Here is a 25,886-nt window from a genome sequence, read left to right as displayed (position 1 = left end):
CTCAGACCTCCAGACCGAAGATGTTCGGCACCCGGTCGAGCGCCGTGAGGAACGCCTCGACGTCGTCGGCCGTGGAGTAGACGTTGAAACTGACACGGCTGCTCGCCACGGCGCGAAGACGTCGGTGCAACGGCCACGCGCAGTGGTGACCGGTACGAATGGCAACACCGGCGTCGTCGAGAATCTGCCCGACGTCGTGCGGGTGCACCCCGTCGACGACGAACGCGACCGCACCGAGCCGGGCACCTGCGTCCTGGGGGCCGAGCACGCTGACCCAGGGACGCTCGTCGAGGCCGTCGAGCGTGAGTTGGATCAGATCCTGCTCGTGACGCAGCACGTTGTCCATGCCGAGCGCCTCGAGGTAGTCGCACGCGGCGGCGAGACCGACGGCCTGGGCGGCGTTCGGCGTGCCCGCCTCGAAGCGCTGGGGCGGGGGCGCGAACGTCGTGCCTTCGAGCTTCACGATCTCGATCATCGATCCGCCGGTGAGGAACGGAGGCATCGCCTCGAGGAGTTCGTGTTTGCCCCACAGCACACCGATGCCGGTGGGACCGAGCATCTTGTGGCCGGAGAAGGCGAGGAAGTCGACATCGAGCTGTGCCACGTCGACGGGCATGTGCGGCACCGACTGGCACGCGTCGAGAACGACGAGTGCCCCGGCCTCGCGAGCGATCGTTGCGAGGTCATTGACGGGGTTGATCGTGCCCAGCACGTTGGAGACGTGGGTGAAGGCGACGACCTTGGCCCGCTCGGTGATGACCTCACGCGCCGAATCGAGGTCGACGAAACCGTCGTCGGTGATCTCGATCCAACGGAACGTGGCGCCGGTACGACGTGCGAGTTCCTGCCACGGCACGAGGTTAGCGTGGTGCTCCATCGCCGTGACGACGATCTCGTCACCGGGGCCCAGCGCAAACTTCGAGGCGATCGCCTCATCGACGCCGTCCATCGCGCCGGGCGCGCCGGCATTGCTGAAGGCGTACGCAACGAGGTTGAGAGCCTCGGTGGCGTTCTTGGTGAACACGATGTCGTCGGCTCGCCCACCGATGAAACGGGCGATGGTCTCGCGCGCGCCTTCGTAGGCGTCGGTGGCTTCCTCGGAGAGCTGGTGGGCTCCTCGGTGCACCGCAGCGTTCACGGTGCGGTAGAAGTCGCCCTCGGCGGTGATGACCGACTCGGGGCTCTGCGACGTCGCACCGGAGTCGAGGTAGACCAGCGGCTTGTCGTCGCGGACGCGGCGCGCGAGCAGCGGGAAGTCCTCCCGCACGCGCGCCGCGTCGAAGGATGCGTGAGCCATGATCAGGCCTTCGCCTCCGCAGCGGCGTTGACGTAGCGGTCGTAGCCCTCGGCCTCGAGGCGGTCGGCCAGCTCGGGGCCACCCTCCTCGGCCACCTTGCCGTTGACGAACACGTGGACGTGGTCGGGCTTGATGTAGCGCAGGATGCGCGTGTAGTGCGTGATGAGCAGGACGCCGCAGTTCGTCTCGTCCTTGGCGCGGTTGACGCCCTCGGAGACGATGCGCAGCGCGTCGACGTCGAGGCCGGAGTCGGTCTCGTCGAGGATCGCCATCTTCGGCTTGAGAAGCTCCATCTGCAGGATCTCGTGGCGCTTCTTCTCGCCGCCGGAGAAGCCCTCGTTGACGTTGCGCTCGGCGAAGGCCGGGTCCATCTTGAGGTTGCCCATGGCGCCCTTGACATCCTTGACCCACGTGCGCACCTTCGGTGCTTCGCCGTCGATGGCCGTCTTGGCCGTGCGCAGGAAGTTCGAGACGGTGACGCCCGGAACCTCGACGGGGTACTGCATGGCGAGGAAGAGGCCCGCACGGGCGCGCTCGTCGACCTCCATCGCGAGGACGTCCTCACCGTCCAGCGTGACGGTGCCCGACGTGACCGTGTACTTGGGGTGGCCGGCGATGGAGTAGGCCAGCGTCGACTTGCCGGAGCCGTTGGGGCCCATGATGGCGTGCGTCTCGCCCGAGTTGATCGTCAGGTTGACGCCCTTGAGGATCTCCTTCGTGCCGTTCTCCGTCTCGACGGTCACGTGAAGATCGCGGATTTCCAGCGTTGACATGCTTGTTCGTCCTTCTGTCAGGAAAGTTTCGGGGGTGCTCAGGCGGGGATGCCGACGAGGATGTTGTCGCCCTCGAGCTTGGTCGGATAGACGTTGACCGGCTGCGTGGCCGGCAGGCTCATCGGCTCGCCGGTGGCGTAGGCGAACTTCGAGCCGTGCAGCCAGCACTCGATGCCGTCGTCCTCCACCTCGCCCTCGGAGAGGGAGACTGCGGCGTGCGAGCACGTGTCGTCGAGCGCGTGAACGTCACCGGCGGAGTCGCGCGCGATGCAGATCTGCAGGTCGTCGATGTCGACCTTGATCGCACCCGGCGTACCGATGTCGCTCAGCTGCGCCAGCTTGACCCACTCGACGTTCGCGTCGCTCATGCCTCGGCTCCTGCGCTCTCCACGAGCTTGGCCGTGGCGGCGAGTTCCTCGTCGATGGCCTCCATGAGGGGCTCGACGACCTCGGCGACACCGATCTTGTTCACGATGTCGGCGAAGAAGCCGCGCACAACGAGACGACGTGCCTCGTCCTCGGGGATGCCACGAGCCTGCAGGTAGAACAGCTGCTCGTCGTCGAAGCGGCCGGTCGAGGAGGCGTGACCCGCACCCTCGATCTCGCCGGTCTCGATCTCGAGGTTCGGCACGGAGTCGGCACGGGCCCCGTCGGTGAGCACGAGGTTGCGGTTGAGCTCGTAGGTCTCGATGCCCTCGGCCTCGGCGCGGATGAGCACGTCGCCCACCCAGACGGTGCGGGCCGTCTCACCCTGCAGCGCACCCTTGTAGGTGACGAGGGAGGTGCAATTCGGCGCGTTGTGGTCGATGAACGAGCGGTGCTCGAGGTGCTGACCGGAGTCGGCGAAGTACACGCCGAGGAGCGTCGCCTCTCCCCCGGGCCCGGCGTAGCGGACGTTCGAGTTCATGCGCACGATGCCGCCGCCGAGCGTCACCGCGATGTGGCGGTAGCGCGCGTCACGGCCGACGAGTGCGTCGTGCTCGGCGAGGTGGAGAGCGTCGTCCTCCCAGCGCTGCTCGGTGACGACTGTGAGGTCGGCGCCGTCGCCGGTGACGATCTCGACGTTGGCCGTGACCTGGGCCGAGCCGGTGTGCTCGAGGATGACGAGCGCCTTGCTGTGCTGCTTGGCCTCGATGACGAGGTGAGCGTTGGCCCGCTTGTCGCCACCCTTGCCGTCGACCGCGATGCGCACCGGCGTGGCGAGCTCGGCCTCGGCCGGGATGACGACGTGGTCGGCGTTCGGCGTCAGGGACGACGCGAGAACCGAACCGCGGTCGCTCGGCACGAGTACGGTGCCGCGCGGAGCCTCACCCTCGGCGAGCGTGCCGGACTCGAAGCCCTCGCCCGTCACGGTGACCGTGACGGCCTCGGGGTCGGTCTGCTTCTCGGCGAACAGCGGCGAGAGGCGGTCGACGGGCGTGAAACGCCACTCCTCCTCGCGGCCGCTCGGGACACCGAAGGCACCCAGGTCGAAGGACTTGCGGCGCTCGGCGCGCGACTGGTCCGGGATCGTGGCCCCGTGGCTGTGGTCACCCGCGAGAGTGGCCTTGTCTGCCTTGCCCATTTCTGGCGTGACGGCGGTCATCAGCCGACGGCTCCTTCCATCTGGAGTTCGATGAGGCGGTTGAGTTCGAGTGCGTACTCCATCGGCAGCTCACGCGCGATGGGCTCGACGAAGCCACGCACGATCATCGCCATGGCCTCCTCTTCGCTCAGGCCGCGGCTGCGCAGGTAGAACAGTTGGTCCTCGGAGACCTTGGAGACGGTGGCCTCGTGACCCATCTGCACGTCGTCCTCGCGGACGTCGACGTAGGGGTAGGTGTCCGAACGCGAGATCTGGTCGACGAGCAGGGCGTCACAGACGACAGAGCTCTTCGAGTGCTCGGCGCCCTCGAGCACCTGCACGAGACCGCGGTAGGAGGTACGGCCGCCGCCACGGGCCACGGACTTCGACACGATGGTCGAGCTCGTGTTCGGCGCGGCGTGGACCATCTTGGCGCCGGCGTCCTGGTGCTGGCCCTCGCCCGCGAACGCGATCGACAGCGTCTCGCCCTTGGCGTGCTCGCCCATGAGGAAGACGGCCGGGTACTTCATCGTCACCTTGGAGCCGATGTTGCCGTCGATCCACTCCATCGTGGCGCCCTCTTCGCAGGTGGCGCGCTTCGTCACGAGGTTGTAGACGTTGTTCGACCAGTTCTGGATCGTCGTGTAGCGAACGCGGGCGTTCTTCTTGACGACGATCTCGACGACGGCCGAGTGCAGGGAGTCGGTCTTGTAGATGGGGGCGGTGCAGCCCTCGACGTAGTGAACGTAGCTGCCCTCGTCGGCGATGATCAGCGTGCGCTCGAACTGGCCCATGTTCTCCGTGTTGATACGGAAGTAGGCCTGCAGCGGGATGTCGACGTGGACGCCCGGCGGCACGTAGATGAAGGAGCCACCCGACCACACGGCCGTGTTGAGCGCGGCGAACTTGTTGTCACCGGCGGGGATGACGGAGCCGAAGTACTCCTTGAACAGGTCCTCGTGCTCACGCAGACCGGAGTCGGTGTCGACGAAGATGACACCCTTCTCCTCCAGGTCCTCGCGGATCTGGTGGTAGACGACCTCCGACTCGTACTGCGCGGCGACACCAGCGATGAGGCGCTGCTTCTCGGCCTCCGGGATGCCGAGCTTGTCGTAGGTGGCCTTGATGTCCTCGGGAAGCTCGTCCCACGTGGTGGCCTGCTTCTCCGTGGACTTCACGAAGTACTTGATGTTCTGGAAGTCGATGCCCGTGAGGTCGCTGCCCCAGTTCGGCATGGGCTTCTTCTCGAAGAGGTTGAGCGACTTCAGTCGAAGCTTCTTCATCCACTCCGGCTCGCTCTTGCGGTCCGAGATGTCGGTGACGACATCCGGCGACAGGCCGCGCTTGGCGGATGCGCCGGCGGTGTCGGAGTCCGCCCATCCGTACTCGTAGCGGCCGAGGTCGGCGAGACCTGGGTTGAGCTCCTCGATCGTGCTCATCGCTGCTCCTCCTCGTGTGGGGCGGCATTGTTTCGGTCGGTGGTGATGGTGGGGATGAACGTGGTGCACACGTGGTCGCCGTGCGCGAGCGACGCGAGCCGCTGGACGTGGACGCCGAGAACCTCGGAGAACACCTCGGCTTCCGCTTCGCAGAACTGGGGGTGGTTGGCCGCCACATGCTGTACCGGGCAGTGACCCTGGCACAACTGGACGCCCGCGAGCGGCGTGCCCTGCGCCACCGGGCGTGTCGACGCTGCGAAGCCCTGGCTGCTCAACGCGCCTGCCAGGGCGCGGGCGCGGGCGTTCGGGTCGTCACCGGCGGCGTCCACGAGGGGCTTGACCAAGTGGGCGATCTCACGGGCGCGCTCACGAGCGACAGCCTCGACGGCCTCGTCTCCCCCGACGCGCACGAGGTGCCCGAGAACCTGGTTGGCGAGCGTGTCGTACCCGGCCGTCATGGCGGCGTGGCCGGCGTCCGTGAGGACGTAGGCGCGTGCCGGCCGGCCGCGGCGCTTGGCTCCCGACGACGGGGCCTCCCGCTCGGCGATGAGACCGTCCGCGACGAGTGCGTCGAGGTGACGGCGCATGGCGGCCGGAGTGAGGCCCATGCGGTCGCCGAGTTCGGCGGCGGTGACAGGGCCGTGTTCGGAAACGGCGAGCCGGACGCGTTCGCGCGTCGGCACTCTCTGGGGTGCAGCAGGACTCGCAGCGGCTCCTGGGTTCACAGGCTCCGGCGTCATCGCCTCGCACCTCCTTCGATCGCTTCGTCGACGTGGCCACGTCGACTTTCCATCGAAATTAACAACACCCATGTTGCGTAATTCGATTCCCTCGCGAAACTGAGGTTCACCTCACTTCGACCGCCGGGAGAGGCCGTGTGGCCCCCGAGTACGCTGTTTCGGTGCCTCATCCCCCGTCGCCCGCAGTGAAACGACCCGAACCGGCCGAACACGCCGTTGTCGTCGACGGTGTGTCGCACGCTTACGGCGGTGTGGAGGCATTGTGCGACCTGTCGTGGCACGCGCCGGCCGGAGCCATCACGGCGCTTCTCGGGCGCAACGGCGCGGGCAAGACGAGCGTCGTCGAGATGGCCGAGGGACTTCGCCGACCGGACTCCGGCTCCATCCGCGTGTTGGGAGCCGAGCCGTGGAACGCGGACGCCGCCCACCGTGCGCGTGTGGGCGTCATGCTGCAGGACGGCGGCCTGCCAATGGGGACGAAGCCCCTCGCGCTCCTTCGCCATCTCGCGTCGTTCTACGCCAAGCCCCGTGACATTGACGAACTCGCCGGTGCGCTCGACATCCCCACGTTCAACCGCACCTCCGTGCGGCGCCTCTCGGGCGGTCAGCGCCAGCGCGTGGCTCTCGCGGCCGCCATGATCGGACGACCCGAGGTGCTCTTCCTCGACGAACCGAGTGCCGGCCTCGATCCGCACGCTCGCCGCGACGTCTGGGATCTCGTCGAAGCCGAGCGGGAGCGCGGCGCGAGTGTTGTCGTCACGACCCACTCGTTCGAGGAGGCGGAGCGCCTCGCCGCCCACGTCGTCGTCATGAACGAGGGCCGGTGTGTCGCGCAGGGTTCCCTCGCGGACGTCACGGACGGCCGTTCGCTCGAGGACGTCTACTTCGACCTCACCGGGAGGGGAACGCTGTGAACGCTGCCGTGGAACGAAACGCGAATCCGGCCGCACCCGCCCCGGCTCGGGTTCGCGCACAGGCACTCTTCGAGGGGCGCACGCTGCTCTCCCACGGCGAGCAGCTCATGGTCTCCGTCCTGCTTCCGGCGATGGCGTTGCTCGGGCTGCACTTCAGCTCCACGCCGGACCTCGGGCCGGGACGACGCATCAACCTCGCGGTTCCCGGCGTGCTGGCCCTCGCGGTGGTCTCTACGGCATTCACCGGCCAGGCGATCGCGACGGGCTTCGATCGTCGCTACGGGGTTCTGCGCCTGCTGGGCGTGACGCCCTTGGGCAGCCGCGGTCTGATGATCGCCAAGGCTGTCGCCGTGGCCGGTGTTGTTCTCGTGCAGACCATCGTGCTCGGTGGCCTCGGCTTCGCCCTGGGCTGGCAGCCGCGCATCGACGGTGTTCTTCCGGCCGTCCTCTTGTTGGCTCTCGGGTGCTGGGTGTTCGTGGCCCTCGCCCTCACGGTGGCCGGTCGGATTCGCGCCGAGGGCGTTCTCGTCGCCGCCAACCTTCTGTGGGTGCTGTTCGCCGTCGGCGGCGGCCTGCTCATGCCCACCTCGCGCTACCCCGACGCCTGGGCAGCTGTCGTGAAGTACCTGCCGACGGGCGCGCTGGGTGACGGTCTGCGCGGCGCGTTGACCAGCCAGGGAAACACCGTGGTGCCGATGCTCGTCCTCGTGGTCTGGGGCGCCCTCCTGACGTTCGTGGCCGCGAAGGCCTTCCGCTGGAGCGACTGAACCTCACCGTGAGGGTGAGCCCTCTCTGGCCTGGACACGGGTCTGGCCCCCCACCACAAGGGTGAGGCGCCCGACGCGTGTGGGTCGGCCCCCCGAGCCTCAGAGCTCGTCCAACTCGCCCTTCGCGTACTTCGTCTGCATCTCTTCGAACTCCCCCGACTCGGCGAACTCCTTGAGCTCGTCCTGGGTCTTGTTCGCGATGCTGCGCTCGGTCTTGTTGAGCTTGCGGTTGGCCATCACCACGTCGTTGGTGACGGGGCGTCGCTCGTCCTCGTAGGCCCGCAGCGCGGTGTCCACGGCCGCACCGTCCCTGAGGTCGACGCCGGTGAGGTGCTCGGCGATCGCCTGGCCGTCGAGAATGGCCTGTGAGCCCCCGTTCGCACCGATGCGGTGCATCGGGTGGCCGGCGTCGCCCATGAACGTCACGCCGCCTTCGCCCCACGAATGCAGCGGCTCACGATCCGTCATCGGGTAGCGCAACACGTCGGTCGACTCGGCGACGAGACCTTCGATGTCGAGCCAGTCGAATCCCCAGCCCCGGAACGTCGGGACGACGTCCTTCGGGTCGGTCGGCTCGTTCTTCGTGTCGTCGCCCGAGATCGTCCGGGAGTCAGCCTCGGGCACCATGGCCACCCAGTTGATGAGTTCCTCACCCTCGTTCTCCACGTCGCGGGAGATCGGGTAGGCGAGGAAACGCTTCTCCTCCTCGCCGTCGATGAGCGTCATGGTCGCGCCGTCGAGGAATGGCTCCCGCACTGCGGTGCCGCGGAACATGCGCGTGCCCTCCCAGTGGAAGGACATGTCGGGGTGCAGTTGCTGACGCACTGATGTGTGGACACCGTCGGCGGCGAGGAGGACGCGCGCTGTGACCTTCTCCGCCTGTTCCGAGTCGCGGTCGGTCACTGTGACGTTCACGACACCGTCGCTCAGCTCGAACCATCGACGCGCTGACCGGTGCGCACCGCGTCGGATCCGAGGCGCTCCAGAACGGTGTCGAGCAGCATGTTCTGCAGTTCGCCGCGGTGCACAGCGATCTGCTGCTCTTCCGGCGATAAGGTGCGCTCGGCGAGCAGCGCTCCCTCGCGGGCAAGGTAGCGCGCCGACGACGTCGGAGGTGGTTTCGGGTGAAGTGGACACTTCGATCCTTTCCGTCGGGCACGTTCGGAAAGTACGGGTGACGCCCGCAGTTCCATAGCGTCGCTATCCGCGACAACCGTTGAACGTTCGTTCACATTGCCGCTGCGCATATGACGCACTGGCGTCCGACCGGTGGCGGGGGCGTGACGGCGTCCTACTACCCTGGAGAGGTGACCACCTCCCCCGCTTTCGTCCCACCTCCGGCCGAGCCTCGCGAGGGTGTCCGAGCCGACAAGGCACCGGTTCACCCGTGGCTGCGCCGTCTGTTCTGGCTCAACCTCGCGGTCGAGATCGGCATCGTCATCACGGGTGGTCTCGTCCGCCTCACAGGCTCCGGGTTGGGCTGCCCCACCTGGCCGCAGTGCGTGCCCGGCTCGTTCACGCCCGTCGAGCACCAGGAGCAGAGCTACCACAAGTACATCGAGTTCGGGAACCGCACGCTGACCGGTCTCGTCTCGGTGGTCGCACTCGCTCTCCTCATCGGCATCATCAAGTGGGCGCCTCAGCGCAAGGGGCTGCGCGCCCCTGTCGCGGGTGTGCTCGGTGGCATCGCCCTGCAAGCGATCGTCGGTGGCATCACGGTGCACATGGAGCTCAACCCCTTCATCGTGGCGCTGCACTTCCTCATCTCGATGCTGCTCGTCTCCGCTTCGGCCTGGCTCATCTGGCGCGGCCGCGAGGGCGACGGCGAGCGTCGCCTCCTCGTCGTGCGGCCCATCGAGATCACCGCGTGGCTGACGACGGCCGTGGCCTTCGTCGTTCTCGTGCTGGGCACGATCGTCACGGGTTCGGGCCCGCACTCGGGTGACGCCGTCGCGCCGGCCCGCACTGGATTCGACCCGCGTTCGGTCTCCTGGCTGCACGCGGACGCCGTCATGCTCTTCGTCGGCCTCGTCATCGCCGTTCTCCTCGCGCAGAAGGTGACCAAGGCATCGCAGCAGTCCGTGAAGATGTGGACGGGCCTCCTCGTCGTCACGCTCGCGCAAGGCGCTATCGGATACGTCCAGTACTTCACCGGGCTGCCCTGGGTCATCGTGCTCGTCCACATGTTCGGCGCGGCACTGCTCGTCACCTACATGACGTGGGCGATGTGCTCACTGCGCGAGCGCATCTGACGCTTCGCAAACACAAACACAAACACAAACGCGAACGCCCGCCCTGCACGAAGCAGGGCGGGCGTTTCGTCGTTGTCCGCCGAAGCGGACAGCGACTCAGCCGGTCACCGCGAAGTACCACAGCGGGTCGAGGGCCACACCGATGAACAGCAGCGTGAGGTAGCTGATCGAGTAGTGGAACAGGCGCATCGGCTTGAGCACCGAGTACGGCGCACCCTCCTTGGCACGCTTGAGCAGCATGTGAGCCTCGAAGAGGAAGACGCCACCCGAGATGACGGCGATGGCCGTGTAGATCCAACCCATCGGTGCGATCGGGATGAGGGCGAACGACGTCAGGACGGTCACCCACGAGTAGGCGACGATCTGCTTGCCGACGGCGAGGTCCTCGGCGACGACCGGCAGCATCGGCACGCCGGCGTTGGCGTAGTCGTCCTTGAAGCGCATCGACAGCGGCCAGTAGTGCGGCGGCGTCCAGAAGAAGACGACGAGGAACAGGACGACGGCGGCCCAGGACAGCGAGTCCGTCACGGCGGCCCAGCCGATGAAGACGGGCATGCAGCCGGCGACACCGCCCCAGACGATGTTCTGCGACGTGCGGCGCTTGAGCAGGACCGTGTAGAAGCCCACGTACAGGGCGATCGCCGCGAGAGACAGCAGCGAGCTGAGCCAATTGACGAGCAGACCGAGCCACAGCGTTGCGGCCACACCGAGCACGATGCCGAAGATCAAGGCGTTGCGCGGCGAGATGGCACCCGTCACGAGGGGGCGACCCTCGGTGCGGTGCATGAGCTTGTCGATGTCACGGTCGAGGTAGCAGTTGAGCACGTTCGCCGACGACGCCGAAAGCGTGCCACCGATCAAGGTGGCGATGATGAGCCACGCGTTCGGAATGCCGCGCTCCGCGAGAAACATGACCGGGAAGGTCGTGATGAGCAAAAGCTCGATGATGCGCGGCTTGGTGAGCGAGACGTAGTCACCGATGACCGTCTTGCGGGGACGCTTTCCACCAGCGGCGCCATCAGGGCGCGAGGTGTCGGTGTCTGGTTCGAGCGCTGTCACGACGTCCTTCACGAATGCTCTCGGGGGTGACGGGCAAGACCCCGTCTTAGGGCCAGTCTACTCAGCGTGACTGCGCCCCTCGAAGAGGACTAGTGTCGGGGTCGAGAACGAATCCGATGCTAAGGAGCATTCCCCGTGACGACGGAACAGCCCACCACCACGTGGCAGCGCGACGAGTCGCTCGCGTCCCCCAAGGCCGACAAGGTCGGCTGGTCCGACGTCGACCAGCGAGCGGTCGACACCGCGCGCCTGCTGGCAGCCGAGGCCGTTCAGAAGGTCGGCAACGGCCACCCGGGTACGGCCATGAGCCTCGCGCCCGTCGCATACCTGCTCTACCAGAACGTCATGACCTACGACCCGTCCGACACCGAGTGGATGGGTCGTGACCGTTTCGTCCTCTCGTGCGGCCACTCCTCGCTGACGCAGTACACGCAGCTCTTCCTCTCGGGCTCCGGCCTCGAGCTCGACGACCTCAAGGCGCTTCGCACCTGGGGCTCGAAGACGCCGGGTCACCCGGAGGTCCACCACACCAAGGGTGTCGACATCACCACCGGCCCGCTCGGTTCCGGCCTGTCCTCCGCCGTCGGTATGGCCATGGCACAGCGTCGTCAGCGGGGCCTGTACGACCCGAAGGCGCCGGCCGGCGAGTCGCCCTTCGACCACCACGTCTACGTCATCGCCTCCGACGGCGACATCATGGAGGGCGTCGCCTCCGAGGCCAGTTCGCTTGCCGGCCACCAGGAGCTCGGCAACCTCACCCTCATCTACGACGAGAACTACATCTCGATCGAGGACGACACGAACGTCTCCTTCTCCGAGGACGTCGCGAAGCGCTACGGGGCCTACGGCTGGGACGTGCGCATCGTCGACTGGCGTGGCTCGGCCAATAACGGCCCCTACACCGAGGACGTCGACGCCCTCTTCGAGGCGATCGAGGCCGGCAAGAAGGTGACGGACAAGCCGTCCATCGTCGTGCTGCGCACGATCATCGCCTACCCGGCTCCGACGAAGCAGAACTCCGGCAAGGCCCACGGTTCGGCCCTCGGTGACGAGGAGATCGCCGCGACGAAGAAGCTGCTCGGCTTCGACCCGGAACAGACCTTCCAGGTCGACGACGAGGTCATCGCGCACACCCGCAAGGCCGTCGAGCGTGGCCAGAGGGCGCACGCCGCCTGGCAGGAGAAGTTCGACGCGTGGAAGTCGGCCAACGCCGACGCCGCAGCGCTGCTCGAGCGCGTCGTCGCGAAGAAGCTTCCGGACAACCTCGCCGAGTCCCTGCCGGTGTTCGACGCCGACGAGAAGGGCATCGCCACCCGCGCTGCCTCCGGCAAGGTGCTCAATGCCCTCGCCGATGTCGTGCCCGAGCTGTGGGGCGGAAGCGCCGACCTCGCCGGATCGAACAACACGACGATGGACAACCAGCCGTCGTTCATCCCCTCGGACCGCTCGACGGACACGTGGACGGGTAACCCCTACGGCCGCACGCTGCACTTCGGCATCCGTGAGAACGCCATGGGCATGATCCTCAACGGCATCGAGCTCGAGGGCCTCACGCGCGCCTACGGCGGCACGTTCCTCGTGTTCTCCGACTACATGCGCCCCGCGGTGCGTCTCGCAGCCATCCAGCAGCTCCCGTCGATCTTCGTGTGGACGCACGACTCCGTCGGTGTCGGCGAGGACGGCCCGACGCACCAGCCGATCGAGCACCTCACCGCGCTGCGCGCCATCCCGAACCTCGCCGTCGTCCGTCCGGGCGACGCGAACGAGACGGCGCAGGCGTGGAAGAAGATTCTCGAGACCACCGACCGCCCGACCGGCCTCATCCTGAGCCGTCAGGAGATGCCGACGCTGGACCGCTCCGAGTACGCCTCGGCCGACGGCGTAGCCAAGGGCGGTTACGTCCTCGCCGACTCCGAGGGCGAGCCCAAGGTCATCCTCGTGGCCACCGGCTCCGAGCTCGGCCTCGCCGTCGCGGCCCGGAAGGAACTCGAGGCCAAGGGTGTTGCCACCCGTGTGGTCTCGATGCCGTGCCGTGAGTGGTTCGACGAGCAGGACGACGCCTACAAGGAGAGCGTCCTGCCGAAGAACGTCACGGCCCGCGTCGCCGTCGAGGCGGGGCACCCGATGAGCTGGTACGACATCGTCGGCACGCACGGTCGTGTCGTCGGTATCGACCACTACGGTGCCTCGGCCGACGCCAAGACCCTCTTCAAGGAGTTCGGCTTCACGCCCGAGAAGGTTGTCGAAGCCGCTGAAGCCTCCATCGCAGCAGTCGAAGGAAAGTGAGTACTTCCATGACTCAGAACACGAACACCCAGGCCCTCTCCGACGTCGGCGTCTCGATCTGGCTCGACGACCTCAACCGTCCGATGGTCACCGGTGACGAGCTCAAGACGCTCGTCGAGACGAAGAACGTCGTCGGTGTGACCTCGAACCCGACGATCTTCGCCTCGGCGCTGTCGAACGGCTCGGCCTACAACGAGCAGGTCGCCGAGCTCGCCGCCTCCGGCAAGGGCGTCGACGAGGCCGTCTTCACCATCACCACCGCGGACGTCATCTCCGCGTGCGACATCCTGCGCCCGGTGTACGACGCCACGAACGGCGAGGACGGCCGCGTCTCGATCGAGGTCGACCCGCGCATGGCGCGCGACACCGACGGCACGATCAAGATGGCCAAGCAGCTGTGGGAGACGATCGACCGCCCCAACTGCATGATCAAGATCCCGGCCACGGTCGAGGGCCTGCCCGCGATCAGCGCCACGCTCGCCGAGGGCATCAGCGTCAACGTCACGCTGATCTTCTCGCTCGACCGCTACCGCGGCGTCATGAACGCCTTCCTCACGGGCCTCGAGCAGGCCCGCGAGAACGGCAAGGACCTGTCGACCATCCGTTCGGTCGCCTCGTTCTTCGTCAGCCGCGTCGACACCGAGTTCGACAAGCGCCTCGACGCAATCGGCTCCGACGCCGCGAAGGAGCTCAAGAGCAAGGCGGGCATCGCGAACGCCCGCCTCGCCTACCAGGCGTTCGAAGAGGTCTTCGGCACGCCGCGTTGGCAGACCCTCGCGGACGACGGCGCCCACGTGCAGCGTCCGCTCTGGGCCTCCACGGGCGTCAAGGACCCGAACCTGTCTGACACGCTGTACGTCGTCGAGCTCGCTGCGCCGAACACGGTCAACACCATGCCGCCGAAGACGCTCGACGCGCTCGCCGACCACGGCGAGATCGCGGGTGACCGCGTGAGCGGCTCATACGGCGAGGCCAAGGCCACGATGGATGCCCTCGAGCAGGTCGGCGTCTCGTACGCCGACGTCGTCGAGCAGCTCGAGACCGAGGGTCTCGAGAAGTTCGAGGCCTCCTGGGAAGAGCTCCTCGGCTCCGTCCGCTCCGAGCTGGAGAAGGCGGGCGACAACAAGTGACCTCCTCCGGTGTCAGCCTCGGCACCGTGGGTGCCGGGACGGCAGCGATCGACACTGCCGTCCCGGCGCTCGTTGCCGAGAAGTTCGCAAGCCGTCTCTTCGACCAGGACCCGACGCTGTGGGGCACCGCGGCCGAGCCCGAATCCGCCAAGCGCCTGTCCTGGGTGACGCTGGCGCGTTCGTCGCGCCCGCTCGTCGGCGAGGTCTCCGCTCTGCGTGAGAAGTTCGCCGAGGCCGGCCTCAACCGTGTCGTCCTGTGCGGCATGGGCGGTTCATCGCTCGCGCCGGAGGTCATCTGCGCGACGGCGGGCGTTCCGCTCGTCGTGCTCGACTCCTCGCAGCCCGACATGGTGCGCGACGCCCTCGCGGAGGACCTCGAGCACACGGTCGTCGTCGTCTCCTCCAAGTCGGGTTCGACCGTGGAGACCGACAGCCAGCGCCGCGCCTACGAGAAGGCGTTCGAGGACGCCGGTATCGACCCACGTGAGCGCATCGTCATCGTCACCGACCCGGGTTCCCCGCTCGACAAGAGTTCGCGCGAGGGCGGCTTCACGGTCGTCAACGCCGACCCCAACGTCGGCGGACGCTACTCGGCGCTCACGGCGTTCGGTCTCGTGCCGTCCGGCCTGGCCGGCGCCGATATCGAGGCGCTCCTCGACGAGGCCGAGTCGGTCACGGATCTGCTCGCTGCGGACGACGAGGCCAACCCCGGCCTGCGTCTCGGCGCGGTGCTCGGTGGCACGCAGCCGCTGCGCGACAAGATCCTGCTCGCCGATGCCGGTACGCAGATCAAGGGCTTCGGCGACTGGGCCGAGCAGCTCATCGCCGAGTCCACCGGTAAGGACGGCAAGGGTCTGCTCCCGGTCGTCGTCGGTGACTCCGAGCCCGACGAACTCGCCCCTGACGAGAACCTCGTCCTCCTCACGGCCGAGGACGACGAGCGTGCCCCCGAGGGTGAAGCCGTCTCGACGGTCTCCGGTTCGCTCGGGGCTCAGATGCTCCTGTGGGAGGTCGCGACCGCCGTCGCCGGCCGTCTGATCGGCATCAACCCGTTCGACCAGCCGGATGTCGAGTCGGCGAAGTCGGCCGCTCGTGACCTGCTCGACAAGGGCATGGACGCCAGTGCGGCTCCGGCCTTCACCGACGGCTCCGTCGAGGTCCGTGCCGAGGGTCCCGACTTCCTCGGTGACGCCTCGACGCTCGACGACGCGCTGAGGGCCCTCGTCGACCAGCTCGGTCCGCAGGGCTACCTGGCGGTCATGGCCTACCTCGACCGGTTGCGCGATGCGTCGCTCGCCGACGTCCGTGCTCCGCTGGAGCGCACGCTTGAGCGTCCGGTCACCTTCGGCTGGGGGCCCCGTTTCCTCCACTCGACCGGCCAGTACCACAAGGGTGGGCCCGCGATCGGTGTCTACCTGCAGATCACGACCGAGGCGAAGGAAGATCTGGCCGTGCCGGGTCGTGACTTTACCTTCGGCCAATTCTGCGCGGCTCAGGCCGGCGGTGACGCCGCCGTCCTCGCCGACCACGACCGTCCGGTCCTGCGCCTGCACCTGCGTGAGCACGATGCCGGCTTGGCCCAGGTCACGTCGGCCCTCGACAAGCTTGCAGGAGGCGACGCTCGGTGACGCCACCGGTCGACATCACCAAGGACCACAACCCCCTGCGTTCGCCCCTGGACAAGCGTCTTCCGCGCATCGCCGGACCGTCCAGCGTCGTACTGTTCGGCGTCACCGGTGACCTCGCGCGCAAGAAGCTCATGCCGGCGATCTACGACCTGTTCCACCGCGGTCTGCTGCCGCCCGGCTTCTCGCTCGTCGGGTTCGCCCGACGCGACTGGGAGGACCAGGACTTCATGCAGATCGTCAAGGACGCCGTGCGCGAGCGTGCTCGCACCGGGTTCGACGAGAAGGTCTGGACCAACCTCGCCGACGGCATTCGGTTCGTGCCCGGCACCTTCGACGACCCCAAGGCGTTCGAACTTCTGGCGACGACGCTAAAGGAGCTCGAGGAGACGCGCGGCACCGAGGGCAACGCGGCCTTCTACCTGTCGATCCCACCGGGCTCGTTCGCTCAGGTGTGCGAGCAGCTGGAAGCCGCCGGCCTGACCGAGCCGAAGGGTGACGCCTGGCGTCGCGTCGTCATCGAGAAGCCGTTCGGGCACGACCTCGAGAGCGCACGCGAACTCAACGACATCGTCGAGGGCGTCTTCCCGGCCGACTCGATCTTCCGCATCGATCACTACCTCGGCAAAGAGACGGTGCAGAACATCCTGGCGTTCCGTTTCGCCAACGAGATGTTCGAGCCGATCTGGAACGCCAACCACGTCGACCACGTGCAGATCACCATGGCCGAGGATATCGGCATCGGTGGTCGCGCGGGGTACTACGACGGCATCGGCGCAGCACGCGACGTCATCCAGAACCACCTCCTGCAGCTTCTCGCCCTCACGGCGATGGAGCAGCCGCTCTCCTTCGACGCGAAGGATCTGCGGGCGGAGAAGGAGAAGGTGCTCGCCGCGGTGAAGCTGCCGGGCGACCTCGCCGCGGCGACGGCTCGTGGACAGTACGCCGAGGGTTGGCAGGGCGCGGAGAAGGTGCCCGGCTTCCTCGCCGAGGAGGGCATCGACCCGCAGTCGCAGACGGAGACGTACGCGGCCGTGAAGCTCGGTATCAACACCCGTCGCTGGGCCGGGGTGCCGTTCTACCTGCGTACGGGCAAGCGTCTCGGCAAGCGCGTCACGGAGATCGCCGTGGTGTTCAAGAACGCTGCGACGCCCTTCGACGCCAACCAGACCGAGGAGCTCGGCCGCAACGCCGTCGTCATCCGTGTTCAGCCGGACGAGGGCGTGACGATGCGCTTCGGCTCTAAGGTCCCGGGTTCGAACTCCTTCGAGGTGCGCGACGTGACGATGGACTTCGGTTACGGGTCGGCCTTCACCGATTCGAGCCCTGAGGCCTACGAACGTCTCATCCTCGATGTGCTTCTCGGCGATCCGCCGCTCTTCCCCCGGCACGAGGAGGTCGAGCTGTCCTGGCGCATCCTCGACCCGATCGAGCAGTTCTGGGCCGAGCAGGAGTGCCAGCCCGAGCAGTACGAGTCGGGCACGTGGGGTCCGCGTACCTCGGACGACATGATGGCCCGCGACGGACGAGTCTGGAGAATGCCGTGATCGTCGACCTGGAGAAGACCTCGAGCGCCGACATCTCGAAGAAGCTCGTGCAGCTTCGCAACGAGGTCGGTTCGATGACGTTGGGTCGCGTGATGACCCTCGTTGTCGTCAGCCCGCGTGAGCACGTGGACGAGTCGCTGCGGGTGGCCTCGGAGGCCACGCGTCTGCACCCGAGCCGCATCATCGCCGTCGTCGACGAACCCGATGCCGGCGACGACGACCTCAACGCCCAGATCCGCCTCGGCGGGGATGCGGGCGCGAGCGAGATCATCGTTCTCGGGCTGCGCGGTGAGTTGGCCGAGCACGGTGCGGCGGCGATCACTCCGCTGCTCCTGCCGGACTCCCCCGTGGTCGCGTGGTGGCCGATGCAGGCCGACGAGAACATCGGCGAGACGCAGATCGGCCGGATGGCGCAGCGTCGGATCACGGACGTCTCCCTGTCCGACGACCCGCGCGGCGAGATCCTGCGCCGGGCGATGTACTACACGGCCGGTGACACCGACATGGCGTGGGCACGCACGACGCGCTGGCGCGGGCTGCTCGCCGGCGCGCTCGACCTGCCGCCGTACGAGCCGGTGCAGCGCATCGTCGTCAAGGGCGCGTCCGACTCCGCGTCCACCGACCTCCTCGGTGGCTGGCTGTCGGTCGAGTTGGGGTGCCCGGTGCAGCGCGAGCTGACCGAACCCGGGCTCGGCCTCGTGGCCGTCGAGCTCCACCGCGAGAGCGGCGTCATCTCGCTGCTCCGGGACGGCGAGCAGGCGATCCTTCGTCAGCCCGATCAGCCGGATCGTCAGATGGCGCTGCCCCGTCCCGACGCCGTCGCGTCGTTGGCGGAGGAACTGCGTCGTCTCGACAGGGACGAGATCTACCGGGACGCACTCGTGCGAGGGCTGCCCAAGATCGTCGCGGACGACGAACACGATGAGTGACGTCGAGCGTCGGGTACGCCCCGACAAGGCGACACTCGCCGACGCCGTCGCCGAGCGCTTCCTCGCCGTCGTCACCGAGGCCGTCGAGAAGCGCGGTGTGGCGCACGTCGTCCTCACCGGCGGGTCGATGGGCACGGCGTTTCTCGAAGCGCTCGGACGCTCGCCGAACGAGGTGCCGTGGGCCTCGCTCCACCTGTGGTGGGGTGACGAGCGATTCCTGCCCGAGGGCGACGGCGAGCGGAACGTCACACAGGCGCGCGATGCCCTTCTCGACAACCTCGCCGTGGCCCCTGCCGGGATCCACGTCATGGCGGCCTCCGACGGGGCAGCCGCCGGGGACGTTGCCGCGGGTGCCTCTGCCTATGCCGCCGAACTCAGCGAAGCGTTCGGTGACGCTCTCGTTCAGGGCGAGGTTCCCGCGTTCGACGTCGTCATGCTCGGCATGGGGCCCGACACGCACGTCGCGTCGTTGTTCCCCGGTCACGAGCAGACGCGCGCCGACGCCGTGAGCGTCGCCGCGGTGACGAACTCCCCCAAGCCGCCGCCCGAGCGCATCACGATGACGTTCCCCACCTTGAACAGCGCCCGTGAGGTCTGGCTCATGGTCGCAGGCGAGGACAAACGGGATGCCGTACGTGCAGCGTCCGGCTCCGACGACCGGGTGGCTCATCCGGCTTGTGGAGTCCACGGGCAGGTCGCCACGGTGTGGTGGCTCGACGAGGCCGCCGCCGGCTGAGCGAACCCCGAAGCCCTTCCCTGGAACGACGAAAGAGCCCCTCACCGCTACCGGTGAGGGGCTCTTTCAATGTCGAAGCCTGTGTTCGGCTCGCGACGAGGTGTCAGTTGAACCGCTCGACGAGACCGAGTCCGATGATGGCCGCGAACCAGAGGCCAGCCGCGCCGACCGTGATGCGGTTGAGGTTGCGTTCGGCCATCGAGGAGCCACCCATCGTGGCTCCGGAGCCACCACCGAACATGTCGGAGAGTCCGCCGCCACTGCCCTTGTGCATGAGGATGAGCATGGTCAGGAACAGACTGCTCAGCACGAGCAGAACCTGCAGAGCGATCTTCAGAATGTCCACGTAGAAATCTCACCTCACGACGACGCGAGCTGACGCCCGCACAATTCGCCCAAGCCTATCGCGTCGGACACCGTGCCCATGTCAGCCCCCGACGCGCGCCGAGCGGCACGACCTCGGTGGCCGGTGGGTCCGGCGTGCGACGCGCAGGATCACTGCCCGGCGTGCTCCTTGTAACGGCAAATGCCGGCGAAGTCGTCGACGACGAGCGACGCACCACCGACAAGGGCGCCGTCGACGTCGTCACCGGCCATGATTTCCGCGACGTTGCCCGGCTTGACCGAACCGCCGTAGAGAACGCGGACCTTCGCGGCGACATCGCCGTCGAACACGCGGGCGAGGGCCTCGCGCAGCGCGCCGCAGACCTCCTGCGCGTCCGCCGGCGTGGCGACCTCACCCGTACCGATGGCCCACACGGGCTCGTACGCCACGACGAGGGTCTCCGCCTGCTCCCGCGAGAGACCGGCGACGGCCGCCTCGAGCTGAGCGACCGTGTGCTCGACGTGCTGAGCGGCCTTGCGGACCTCGAGCGGCTCGCCAACGCACAAGATCGGCGTCATGCCGTGGCGATAGGCCGCCTCGACCTTGGCGCGCACGATCTCGTCCGTCTCGTGGTGGTACTCGCGACGCTCGCTGTGGCCGACGCACACGTACGTGCAGCCGAGCTTTGCGAGGAAGGCACCTGAGACCTCACCGGTGTAGGCGCCCTCGTCGTGCTGCGAGAGGTCCTGGGCGCCGTAGACGAGCTTCAGCTTGTCGCCGTCGACGAGCGTCTGCACCGAACGCAGGTCGGTGAACGGCGGCAGCACGGCCACCTCCACGTCGGCGAAGTCGTGGCGCTTGTCCTCGAGGGTCCACGTGAGCTTCTGCACGAGGTGCGTGCCCTGCAGGTGGTCGAGATTCATCTTCCAGTTGCCCGCCATGAGCGGCGTGCGGGTGGTGGTCGAAGCCATGAGGCTCCCCTTTCCCTTGAAGGTTCGAGGTGGTGGAACGAGAACGAGCCCCGCTCCCGCCGGACGACGGAAGCGGGGCTCGTGACGTGCGGGACGTCGGCCTCAGCCGAGCACCTCGATGCCGGGCAGGTTCTTGCCCTCGAGGTACTCGAGGCTGGCGCCTCCGCCGGTGGAGATGTGACCGAACTGCTCGTCGGCGAAACCCAGCTGACGCACTGCGGCAGCCGAGTCGCCGCCACCGACCACGGTGAGAGCACCGTTCTCGGTGGCTTCGACGAGCGCCTGGGCGACGGCCTTCGTGCCCGCGGCGAACGGCTCCCTCTCGAACGCGCCCATCGGGCCGTTCCAGAACACCGTCTTGCAGTCGGTGAGCTTCGACGCGTAGAGCTTCGCGGACTCGGGACCGATGTCGAGACCCATCTGGTCGGCCGGGATGGCGTCGACCGCGACGACCTCGCTGCCCTTGTCGGCAGCGAACTCGGGCGCCACGACGACATCGACCGGCAGGACGATCTCGACGCCGGCCTCCTTGGCCTTGGCGATGTAGCCCTTGACGGTCTCGAGCTGCTCGTCGTCGAGAAGGCTCTTGCCGACCTCGTGGCCTTCGGCCTTGAGGAAGGTGAAGACCATGCCGCCACCGATGAGGAGACGGTCCGCGGTCTTCATGAGGTTCTCGATGACGGCGAGCTTGTCAGCGACCTTGGCGCCGCCGAGCACGACGGCGTAGGGACGCTGCGGCTCGTCCGTGAGGCGCTGCAACACGTCGACCTCGGCCTGCACGAGACCACCCATGGCCGACGGCAGGAGTTCGGCGACGTCGTACACGGACGCCTGCTTGCGGTGCACGACACCGAAGCCGTCGGAGACGAAGACGTCGGCGAGATCGGCCAGCTGCTGGGCGAACTCGCGGCGCTCGGCGTCGTCCTTGCTCGTCTCCCCCGCGTTGAAGCGCAGGTTCTCGAGCAGGGCGACGTCGCCGTCACCGAGGGACTCCACGACCTCACGGGCCGAGTCGCCGACGGTGTCGGAGGCGAACTTCACGTCCTGACCGAGCAACTCCGACAGACGGGAGACGACCGGCTCGAGCGAGTACTTCGCCTCCGGCTCACCCTTGGGACGGCCGAGGTGGGCCACGACAACGACGCGGGCGCCTGCCTTCGTCAGCTCCTGGATCGTGGGGACGGACGCGCGCACACGGCCGTCGTCCGTGATCCTGGAACCATCGAGCGGCACGTTGAGGTCACTGCGCAGCAGAACCTTCTTGCCCCTCAGATCACCGAGGTCGGAGATCGATTTCATCGACGCCTCAGAGCTTGGAGCCGACGAGGGCGGTGAGGTCGACGAGGCGGTTGGAGTAACCCCACTCGTTGTCGTACCAGCCAACGACCTTGACCTGGTTGCCGATGACCTTCGTCAGGCCGGAGTCGAAGATGCAGGACGCCGGGTCGGTGACGATGTCGGTGGAGACGAGGTCGGCCTCGGAGTAGTTGAGGACGTCCTTGAGCGGGCCCTCGGAAGCGGCCTTCTTGACGATCTCGTTGACCTCTTCGACGGTCGTTTCGCGGGAGGCGGTGAACGTCAGGTCCGTGGCCGAACCCGTGGGAACAGGCACGCGCAGCGCGTAACCGTCGAGCTTGCCCTTGAGCTCCGGCAGGACGAGAGAGACGGCCTTGGCCGCACCCGTCGACGTGGGAACGATGTTGATGGCGGCGGCGCGGGCGCGGCGTGCGTCCTTGTGCGGGGCGTCGTGAAGGCGCTGGTCACCCGTGTAGGCGTGAACCGTCGTCATGAGGCCCTTCTCGATGCCGAGGCCGTCGTTGAGGGCCTTGGCCATCGGGGCGAGGCAGTTCGTCGTGCACGACGCGTTGGAGATGATCGTGTGCTTCTCCGGGTCGTACAGGTCGTCGTTGACGCCCATGACGATGGTGATGTCCTCGTTCTTCGCCGGGGCGGAGATGATGACCTTCTTCGCCCCGCCGGCCAGGTGGGCCTTGGCAGCCTCGGCCTCGGTGAAGAAGCCGGTGGACTCGACGACGATGTCGGCGCCGACGGAGGCCCAGTCGAGCTTGGCCGGGTTCTTCTCGGCGAAGGCGGCGATCTTCGCGCCGTCGACCGTGATGGAGGTGTCGTCGAAGGTGACGTCGCCGTCGAAGCGGCCGAGGATCGAGTCGTACTTGAGCAGGTGGGCCAGCGTCTTGTTGTCGGTGAGGTCGTTCACCGCCACGATCTCGACATCTGCGCCCGACGCCTTGACGGCGCGGAAGAAGTTGCGGCCGATGCGGCCAAAGCCATTGATACCAACGCGGACGGTCACTTTTGGACCCTGCCCTTCCCTAGGAATCGAGTGCTCGCGTACCCGCTGGCGGGCACGCGGTCTTTCACACGTCCACCCTATGACAAGGGGCCCCACGCGTGGCGAAGCGGTGGGAGGTTACCGGCCAGTGCATGAGACCCGCAGAGCCGCACGGTGGGCCTGTGTGGCGCCTTCGTCGAGCACAGATCGACGCCCACCGCGGGGGTGCGGTGGGCGTCGGCGAAGTGTGGCGAGGGTCAGTCGTCCTCGAGCATGTCCGGCGTGAGGTTGGCCTCCGTGCCAGGAATGCCGAGTTCCGCCGCACGCTTGTCCGCCATGGCGAGCAGACGACGGATGCGCCCGGCAACCGCGTCCTTCGTCATCGGCGGGTCGGCGAGAGCGCCCAGCTCCTCGAGGCTGGCCTGCTTGTGCTCGATGCGCAGTTCACCGGCCTGACGCAGGTGACCGGGCACCTCGTCGCCGAGGATTTCCATGGCGCGAGCAACGCGCGAACCGGCCGCGACGGCCGCGCGGGCCGAACGGCGCAGGTTGGCATCGTCGAAGTTCGCGAGGCGGTTGGCGGTGGCACGCACCTCTCGGCGCATACGGCGCTCCTCCCACACGAGGCGCGCGTCCGTGGCGCCCATGTGCGTGAGCATGGCCCCGATGGCCTCCCCGTCACGGATGACGACGCGGTCGACCCCACGCACCTCACGTGCCTTCGCGGCGATGCCGAGGCGGCGGGCCGCTCCGACGAGGGCGAGAGCCACCTCGGAACCGGGGCACGTGATCTCCATCGACGACGAACGTCCGGGTTCGGTGAGCGATCCGTGAACGATGAAGGCTCCGCGCCACGCGGCGGCGGCGTCGTCGACCGTGCCGTTGACGATCTTCGGGGGAAGCCCGCGTACAGGACGTCCCTTGGCGTCGACGAGACCCGCCTGAACGGCGAGCTCGGCCTTCGGAACACGCACGACGTAGGACGTGGAGCGACGAATGCCACCCGGGCGCATGACGACGAGTTCGCTCGAGTGGCCGTAAAGCTCGGTGATGGCGGTGCGCAGGCGTCGCGCGGCAACCCCCGTGTCGAGCTCCGCCTCGACGCTCACGCGGCCGCCGACGAGGTGCAATCCCCCTGCGAAACGCAGCATCGCAGCCACCTCGGCCTTGCGCGTCGCGTTCGTCGTGACGACGACCCGGCTGAGCTCGTCCTTGACCGTTGCGGTCATCGCCATGGCGCCATGTCCTCTCCAGAAACGACCGCTCCAAGGCTTGGCTGCAGTGAAGCGGGGTTCTCATTTTGCCTGCTCCAACGCGAGAACCCAAACGCTGTTGGTGCGAAATAGTGACCTGCAGGCGTGCGTACGCCCCCTGACTCATTGATGCCGCGGACCACGGGAGGAACGCTCCATGACGTCTCGATAGGCCGTGGCGAGGCGCAACGTGTCGTGCACCCCGGCCGTGTCCGGGTCGGCCACGTGCTTGTAGACGACCTCCGCGCCGAGGGCGGCAGCGGACGTCTCGAGTGCGTGGAGGGCCCGCTCGTCGTCACCGATGACACCGGGGTCCGCGAGGACCGCATCGAGATGCAGTGCAGGCGCGTGGGCGCGCAACACCTCCAAGTGGTCGCTTGCCGAGAAGCCAGCGGTTTCGCCCGTGTCCATCTGCACGTTGAGGGCGAGCATGCGCTTCGCCTTGGTCATGACGAGGGCGTCCAGCAGATCGGGCACGAGAAGGTGTGGCATGACGGACGTGAACCACGAGCCCGGTCCGAGAATGACCCAGTCGGCGTCGAGAACGGCGTCGACGGCCTCCTTGCACGGCTGAGGAGGGTCCGGGAACAGGCGCAGGTTGAGCACCTGCCCGGGCGTCTGCGCGACGGCGACCTGACCGGATACCTCCTGCACTTCCTCCGGCTTCTCGGGGTCGGCGCCGCGCACCGTGGCGTCGATGCGCAACGGTTGCATCGACATCGGCAGGACGCGACCGCGCGCGCTCAGCAGGCGCCCCACCATGTCGAGACCCTTGATCGGGTCGCCGAGCGAATCCCACAAACCCGCGATGATGAGATTGCCGAGCGCGTGGCCGCCCATCGGACCCTCACCGGGGAACCGGTGCTGCAGGGCGTCACGCCAGGCGATGCCCCACTCGGAGTTGTCACACAACGCCGCCAGGGCCATGCGCAGGTCACCAGGCGGAAGGATGTCGTACTCCTCCCGGAGGCGTCCCGACGATCCCCCGTCATCGGCGACCGTGACGATGGCCGTGATCTGGTCGGTGACGAGCCGCAGGGCTTCGAGGGAGGCGAAGAGACCGTGCCCTCCCCCGAGTGCCGCGACAGCGGGCCTCTTCACTCGCGCCCCAGGTCGCGGTGCACCACGAGTGTGCCGAGACGTTCGGAACGAAGCTGCTTCGCAAGGGCCTCGGCCATGGCGACGCTCCGGTGCTTGCCCCCCGTGCACCCGACGGCCAGCGTCACGTAGCTGCGGCCCTCACGCAGGTAGCCCTCGGTCATCGGTTTGAGGAGTGACAGGACGCCGTCGAGGAACTCCTTCGCACCCGGCTGGCCGAGCACGAAGTCGCTCACGACCTCGTCCTTACCGCTGAACGGACGCAACTCCGGATTCCAGAAAGGGTTGGGCAGGAAGCGCATGTCGAAAACGAGGTCGGCGTCCAGCGGGATGCCGTACTTGAAGCCGAAACTCATGACGGCGATCCGAAGATCCGGGCCTCCCTTGTCACCGACGAGCTCCTGCACCTTGGCCGAGAGCTGGTGGACGTTGAGGCCACTCGTGTCGATGAGGATGTCCGCGTTCGAGCGAAGATCACGTAGCAGCTCACGCTCGCGCGTGATGCCGTCGAGCATGCGCCCCTCCCCCTGCAGCGGGTGAGGGCGACGCACGGATTCGAAACGGCGCACGAGCGATTCGTCCGTGGCGTCGACGAAGACGACGGAGGGACGCCAGCCGTTGTCGCGCAGCTGCTCGAGGCCTGCGCGGAAGTCGGTGAAGAAGGCACGGCTGCGCACGTCGACGACGGCGGCGACGCGAACGTCGGACTCGCCGCTCTTGTCGACGAGGTCAGCCAGCTGCGTGAGTAACTGCGGCGGCAGGTTGTCGACGACGTACCAGCCCTGGTCCTCGAGAACGTTGGCCGCAGTGGTGCGACCCGCCCCGCTCATACCCGTGACGATCATCATCTCCGAGTGCGCAGAGTCGGTCATCGTGGCCTCTCGTTCT

General features: G+C 67.6%; 25 protein-coding genes. 9 read left to right on the top strand and 16 right to left on the bottom strand.

Features of this window, described 5'->3' with window-relative positions; all coding sequences use genetic code 11:
* Position 1: 1 nt before the first annotated feature.
* From EVU97_RS03180 to EVU97_RS03155, 6 genes are read right to left on the bottom strand one after another with little or no spacing between them, the layout of a single operon-like run.
* The gene (locus EVU97_RS03180) at positions 2 to 1,297 is read right to left on the bottom strand and encodes a cysteine desulfurase (RefSeq protein ID WP_129663479.1); all 1,296 of its coding nucleotides are present in this window, start codon (positions 1,295 to 1,297) and stop codon (positions 2 to 4) included.
* 2 nt (positions 1,298 to 1,299) lie between these two features.
* A complete protein-coding gene (gene sufC, locus EVU97_RS03175) occupies positions 1,300 to 2,070 on the bottom strand; it encodes a Fe-S cluster assembly ATPase SufC (RefSeq protein WP_047312788.1) in 771 nt (256 codons plus the stop codon).
* A gap of 38 nt (positions 2,071 to 2,108) precedes the next feature.
* Positions 2,109 to 2,438 carry a non-heme iron oxygenase ferredoxin subunit gene (locus EVU97_RS03170; protein ID WP_129663477.1) on the bottom strand — a complete coding sequence of 110 codons (330 nt, stop codon included), beginning with the start codon at positions 2,436 to 2,438 and terminating at the stop codon, positions 2,109 to 2,111.
* Positions 2,435 to 3,655: a Fe-S cluster assembly protein SufD gene (gene sufD / locus EVU97_RS03165; protein WP_129663475.1), complete on the bottom strand. Its 1,221-nt coding sequence runs from the start codon at positions 3,653 to 3,655 to the stop codon at positions 2,435 to 2,437. The genes EVU97_RS03170 and sufD overlap by 4 nt, the downstream gene beginning before the upstream one ends.
* A complete protein-coding gene (sufB, locus tag EVU97_RS03160) occupies positions 3,655 to 5,073 on the bottom strand; it encodes a Fe-S cluster assembly protein SufB (RefSeq protein WP_118912418.1) in 1,419 nt (472 codons plus the stop codon). The genes sufD and sufB overlap by 1 nt, the downstream gene beginning before the upstream one ends.
* On the bottom strand, positions 5,070 to 5,756 hold the full coding sequence (locus tag EVU97_RS03155; protein WP_240730113.1) for a metalloregulator ArsR/SmtB family transcription factor: 687 nt from the start codon (positions 5,754 to 5,756) through the stop codon (positions 5,070 to 5,072). Before EVU97_RS03155 ends, sufB begins: the two co-directional genes overlap by 4 nt.
* Before the next feature lie 218 nt (positions 5,757 to 5,974).
* On the opposite strand from EVU97_RS03155, the gene EVU97_RS03150 reads away from it, so the two are divergent.
* Together EVU97_RS03150 and EVU97_RS03145 are read left to right on the top strand one after the other, a co-directional pair.
* Positions 5,975 to 6,727: an ABC transporter ATP-binding protein gene (locus EVU97_RS03150; protein WP_240730112.1), complete on the top strand. Its 753-nt coding sequence runs from the start codon at positions 5,975 to 5,977 to the stop codon at positions 6,725 to 6,727.
* On the top strand, positions 6,724 to 7,494 hold the full coding sequence (locus tag EVU97_RS03145; protein ID WP_240730111.1) for an ABC transporter permease: 771 nt from the start codon (positions 6,724 to 6,726) through the stop codon (positions 7,492 to 7,494). Before EVU97_RS03150 ends, EVU97_RS03145 begins: the two co-directional genes overlap by 4 nt.
* Positions 7,495 to 7,593: 99 nt before the next feature.
* Here the strand turns inward: EVU97_RS03145 and EVU97_RS03140 are convergent, their stop codons facing one another.
* Positions 7,594 to 8,409: an FAD-dependent monooxygenase gene (locus EVU97_RS03140; protein WP_165357861.1), complete on the bottom strand. Its 816-nt coding sequence runs from the start codon at positions 8,407 to 8,409 to the stop codon at positions 7,594 to 7,596.
* 11 nt (positions 8,410 to 8,420) lie between these two features.
* On the bottom strand, positions 8,421 to 8,741 hold the full coding sequence (locus tag EVU97_RS14910; protein ID WP_165357860.1) for a hypothetical protein: 321 nt from the start codon (positions 8,739 to 8,741) through the stop codon (positions 8,421 to 8,423).
* Positions 8,742 to 8,801: 60 nt separating this feature from the next.
* Between EVU97_RS14910 and EVU97_RS03135 the strand changes: the two genes are divergently transcribed.
* Positions 8,802 to 9,746: a heme A synthase gene (locus EVU97_RS03135; protein ID WP_240730110.1), complete on the top strand. Its 945-nt coding sequence runs from the start codon at positions 8,802 to 8,804 to the stop codon at positions 9,744 to 9,746.
* A gap of 96 nt (positions 9,747 to 9,842) precedes the next feature.
* On the opposite strand, the gene EVU97_RS03130 is transcribed toward EVU97_RS03135, so the two are convergent.
* Complete coding sequence (locus tag EVU97_RS03130; RefSeq protein WP_205744852.1) at positions 9,843 to 10,805, bottom strand: heme o synthase; 963 nt, start codon at positions 10,803 to 10,805, stop codon at positions 9,843 to 9,845.
* 135 nt (positions 10,806 to 10,940) lie between these two features.
* Between EVU97_RS03130 and tkt the strand changes: the two genes are divergently transcribed.
* From tkt to pgl, 6 genes are read left to right on the top strand one after another with little or no spacing between them, the layout of a single operon-like run.
* Positions 10,941 to 13,091, top strand: a complete 2,151-nt coding sequence (tkt, locus tag EVU97_RS03125; protein ID WP_129663465.1) for a transketolase — start codon at positions 10,941 to 10,943, stop codon at positions 13,089 to 13,091.
* A gap of 8 nt (positions 13,092 to 13,099) precedes the next feature.
* Positions 13,100 to 14,221 carry a transaldolase gene (gene tal, locus EVU97_RS03120; RefSeq protein WP_129663463.1) on the top strand — a complete coding sequence of 374 codons (1,122 nt, stop codon included), beginning with the start codon at positions 13,100 to 13,102 and terminating at the stop codon, positions 14,219 to 14,221.
* Positions 14,218 to 15,849, top strand: a complete 1,632-nt coding sequence (locus EVU97_RS03115; RefSeq protein ID WP_129663461.1) for a glucose-6-phosphate isomerase — start codon at positions 14,218 to 14,220, stop codon at positions 15,847 to 15,849. The genes tal and EVU97_RS03115 overlap by 4 nt, the downstream gene beginning before the upstream one ends.
* The gene (gene zwf / locus EVU97_RS03110) at positions 15,846 to 17,393 is read left to right on the top strand and encodes a glucose-6-phosphate dehydrogenase (protein ID WP_129663459.1); all 1,548 of its coding nucleotides are present in this window, start codon (positions 15,846 to 15,848) and stop codon (positions 17,391 to 17,393) included. The genes EVU97_RS03115 and zwf overlap by 4 nt, the downstream gene beginning before the upstream one ends.
* Positions 17,390 to 18,322 carry a glucose-6-phosphate dehydrogenase assembly protein OpcA gene (locus EVU97_RS03105; RefSeq protein ID WP_129663457.1) on the top strand — a complete coding sequence of 311 codons (933 nt, stop codon included), beginning with the start codon at positions 17,390 to 17,392 and terminating at the stop codon, positions 18,320 to 18,322. Before zwf ends, EVU97_RS03105 begins: the two co-directional genes overlap by 4 nt.
* Entirely contained in the window at positions 18,315 to 19,058 is a 744-nt protein-coding gene (gene pgl, locus EVU97_RS03100) for a 6-phosphogluconolactonase (RefSeq protein WP_129663455.1), read from the top strand. The genes EVU97_RS03105 and pgl overlap by 8 nt, the downstream gene beginning before the upstream one ends.
* 103 nt (positions 19,059 to 19,161) lie before the next feature.
* On the opposite strand, the gene secG is transcribed toward pgl, so the two are convergent.
* From secG to rapZ, 7 genes are all read right to left on the bottom strand, one after another.
* Positions 19,162 to 19,404 (bottom strand): preprotein translocase subunit SecG, encoded by a 243-nt coding sequence (gene secG, locus EVU97_RS03095; RefSeq protein WP_047312777.1) that lies wholly within the window; start codon positions 19,402 to 19,404, stop codon positions 19,162 to 19,164.
* Between the two features lie 149 nt (positions 19,405 to 19,553).
* Positions 19,554 to 20,354 carry a triose-phosphate isomerase gene (tpiA, locus tag EVU97_RS03090; protein ID WP_129663454.1) on the bottom strand — a complete coding sequence of 267 codons (801 nt, stop codon included), beginning with the start codon at positions 20,352 to 20,354 and terminating at the stop codon, positions 19,554 to 19,556.
* A gap of 102 nt (positions 20,355 to 20,456) precedes the next feature.
* On the bottom strand, positions 20,457 to 21,653 hold the full coding sequence (pgk, locus tag EVU97_RS03085) for a phosphoglycerate kinase (protein WP_129663453.1): 1,197 nt from the start codon (positions 21,651 to 21,653) through the stop codon (positions 20,457 to 20,459).
* Between the two features lie 7 nt (positions 21,654 to 21,660).
* Positions 21,661 to 22,668, bottom strand: coding sequence for a type I glyceraldehyde-3-phosphate dehydrogenase (gap, locus tag EVU97_RS03080; RefSeq protein ID WP_129663452.1), 1,008 nt, complete (start codon positions 22,666 to 22,668; stop codon positions 21,661 to 21,663).
* Between the two features lie 236 nt (positions 22,669 to 22,904).
* A complete protein-coding gene (gene whiA / locus EVU97_RS03075; protein ID WP_129663451.1) occupies positions 22,905 to 23,882 on the bottom strand; it encodes a DNA-binding protein WhiA in 978 nt (325 codons plus the stop codon).
* 141 nt (positions 23,883 to 24,023) lie between these two features.
* The gene (gene yvcK, locus EVU97_RS03070; RefSeq protein ID WP_129663450.1) at positions 24,024 to 25,001 is read right to left on the bottom strand and encodes a uridine diphosphate-N-acetylglucosamine-binding protein YvcK; all 978 of its coding nucleotides are present in this window, start codon (positions 24,999 to 25,001) and stop codon (positions 24,024 to 24,026) included.
* On the bottom strand, positions 24,998 to 25,870 hold the full coding sequence (rapZ, locus tag EVU97_RS03065; protein WP_225910766.1) for an RNase adapter RapZ: 873 nt from the start codon (positions 25,868 to 25,870) through the stop codon (positions 24,998 to 25,000). The genes yvcK and rapZ overlap by 4 nt, the downstream gene beginning before the upstream one ends.
* Positions 25,871 to 25,886 lie beyond the last annotated feature (16 nt).

This window comes from Dermacoccus sp. 147Ba (genome assembly GCF_004151355.1).
Classification (GTDB): Bacteria; Actinomycetota; Actinomycetes; order Actinomycetales; family Dermatophilaceae; genus Dermacoccus; species Dermacoccus abyssi.
Note: the sequence above shows the minus strand (reverse complement) of the source record. Positions and strands in the feature narration are given on the sequence as shown.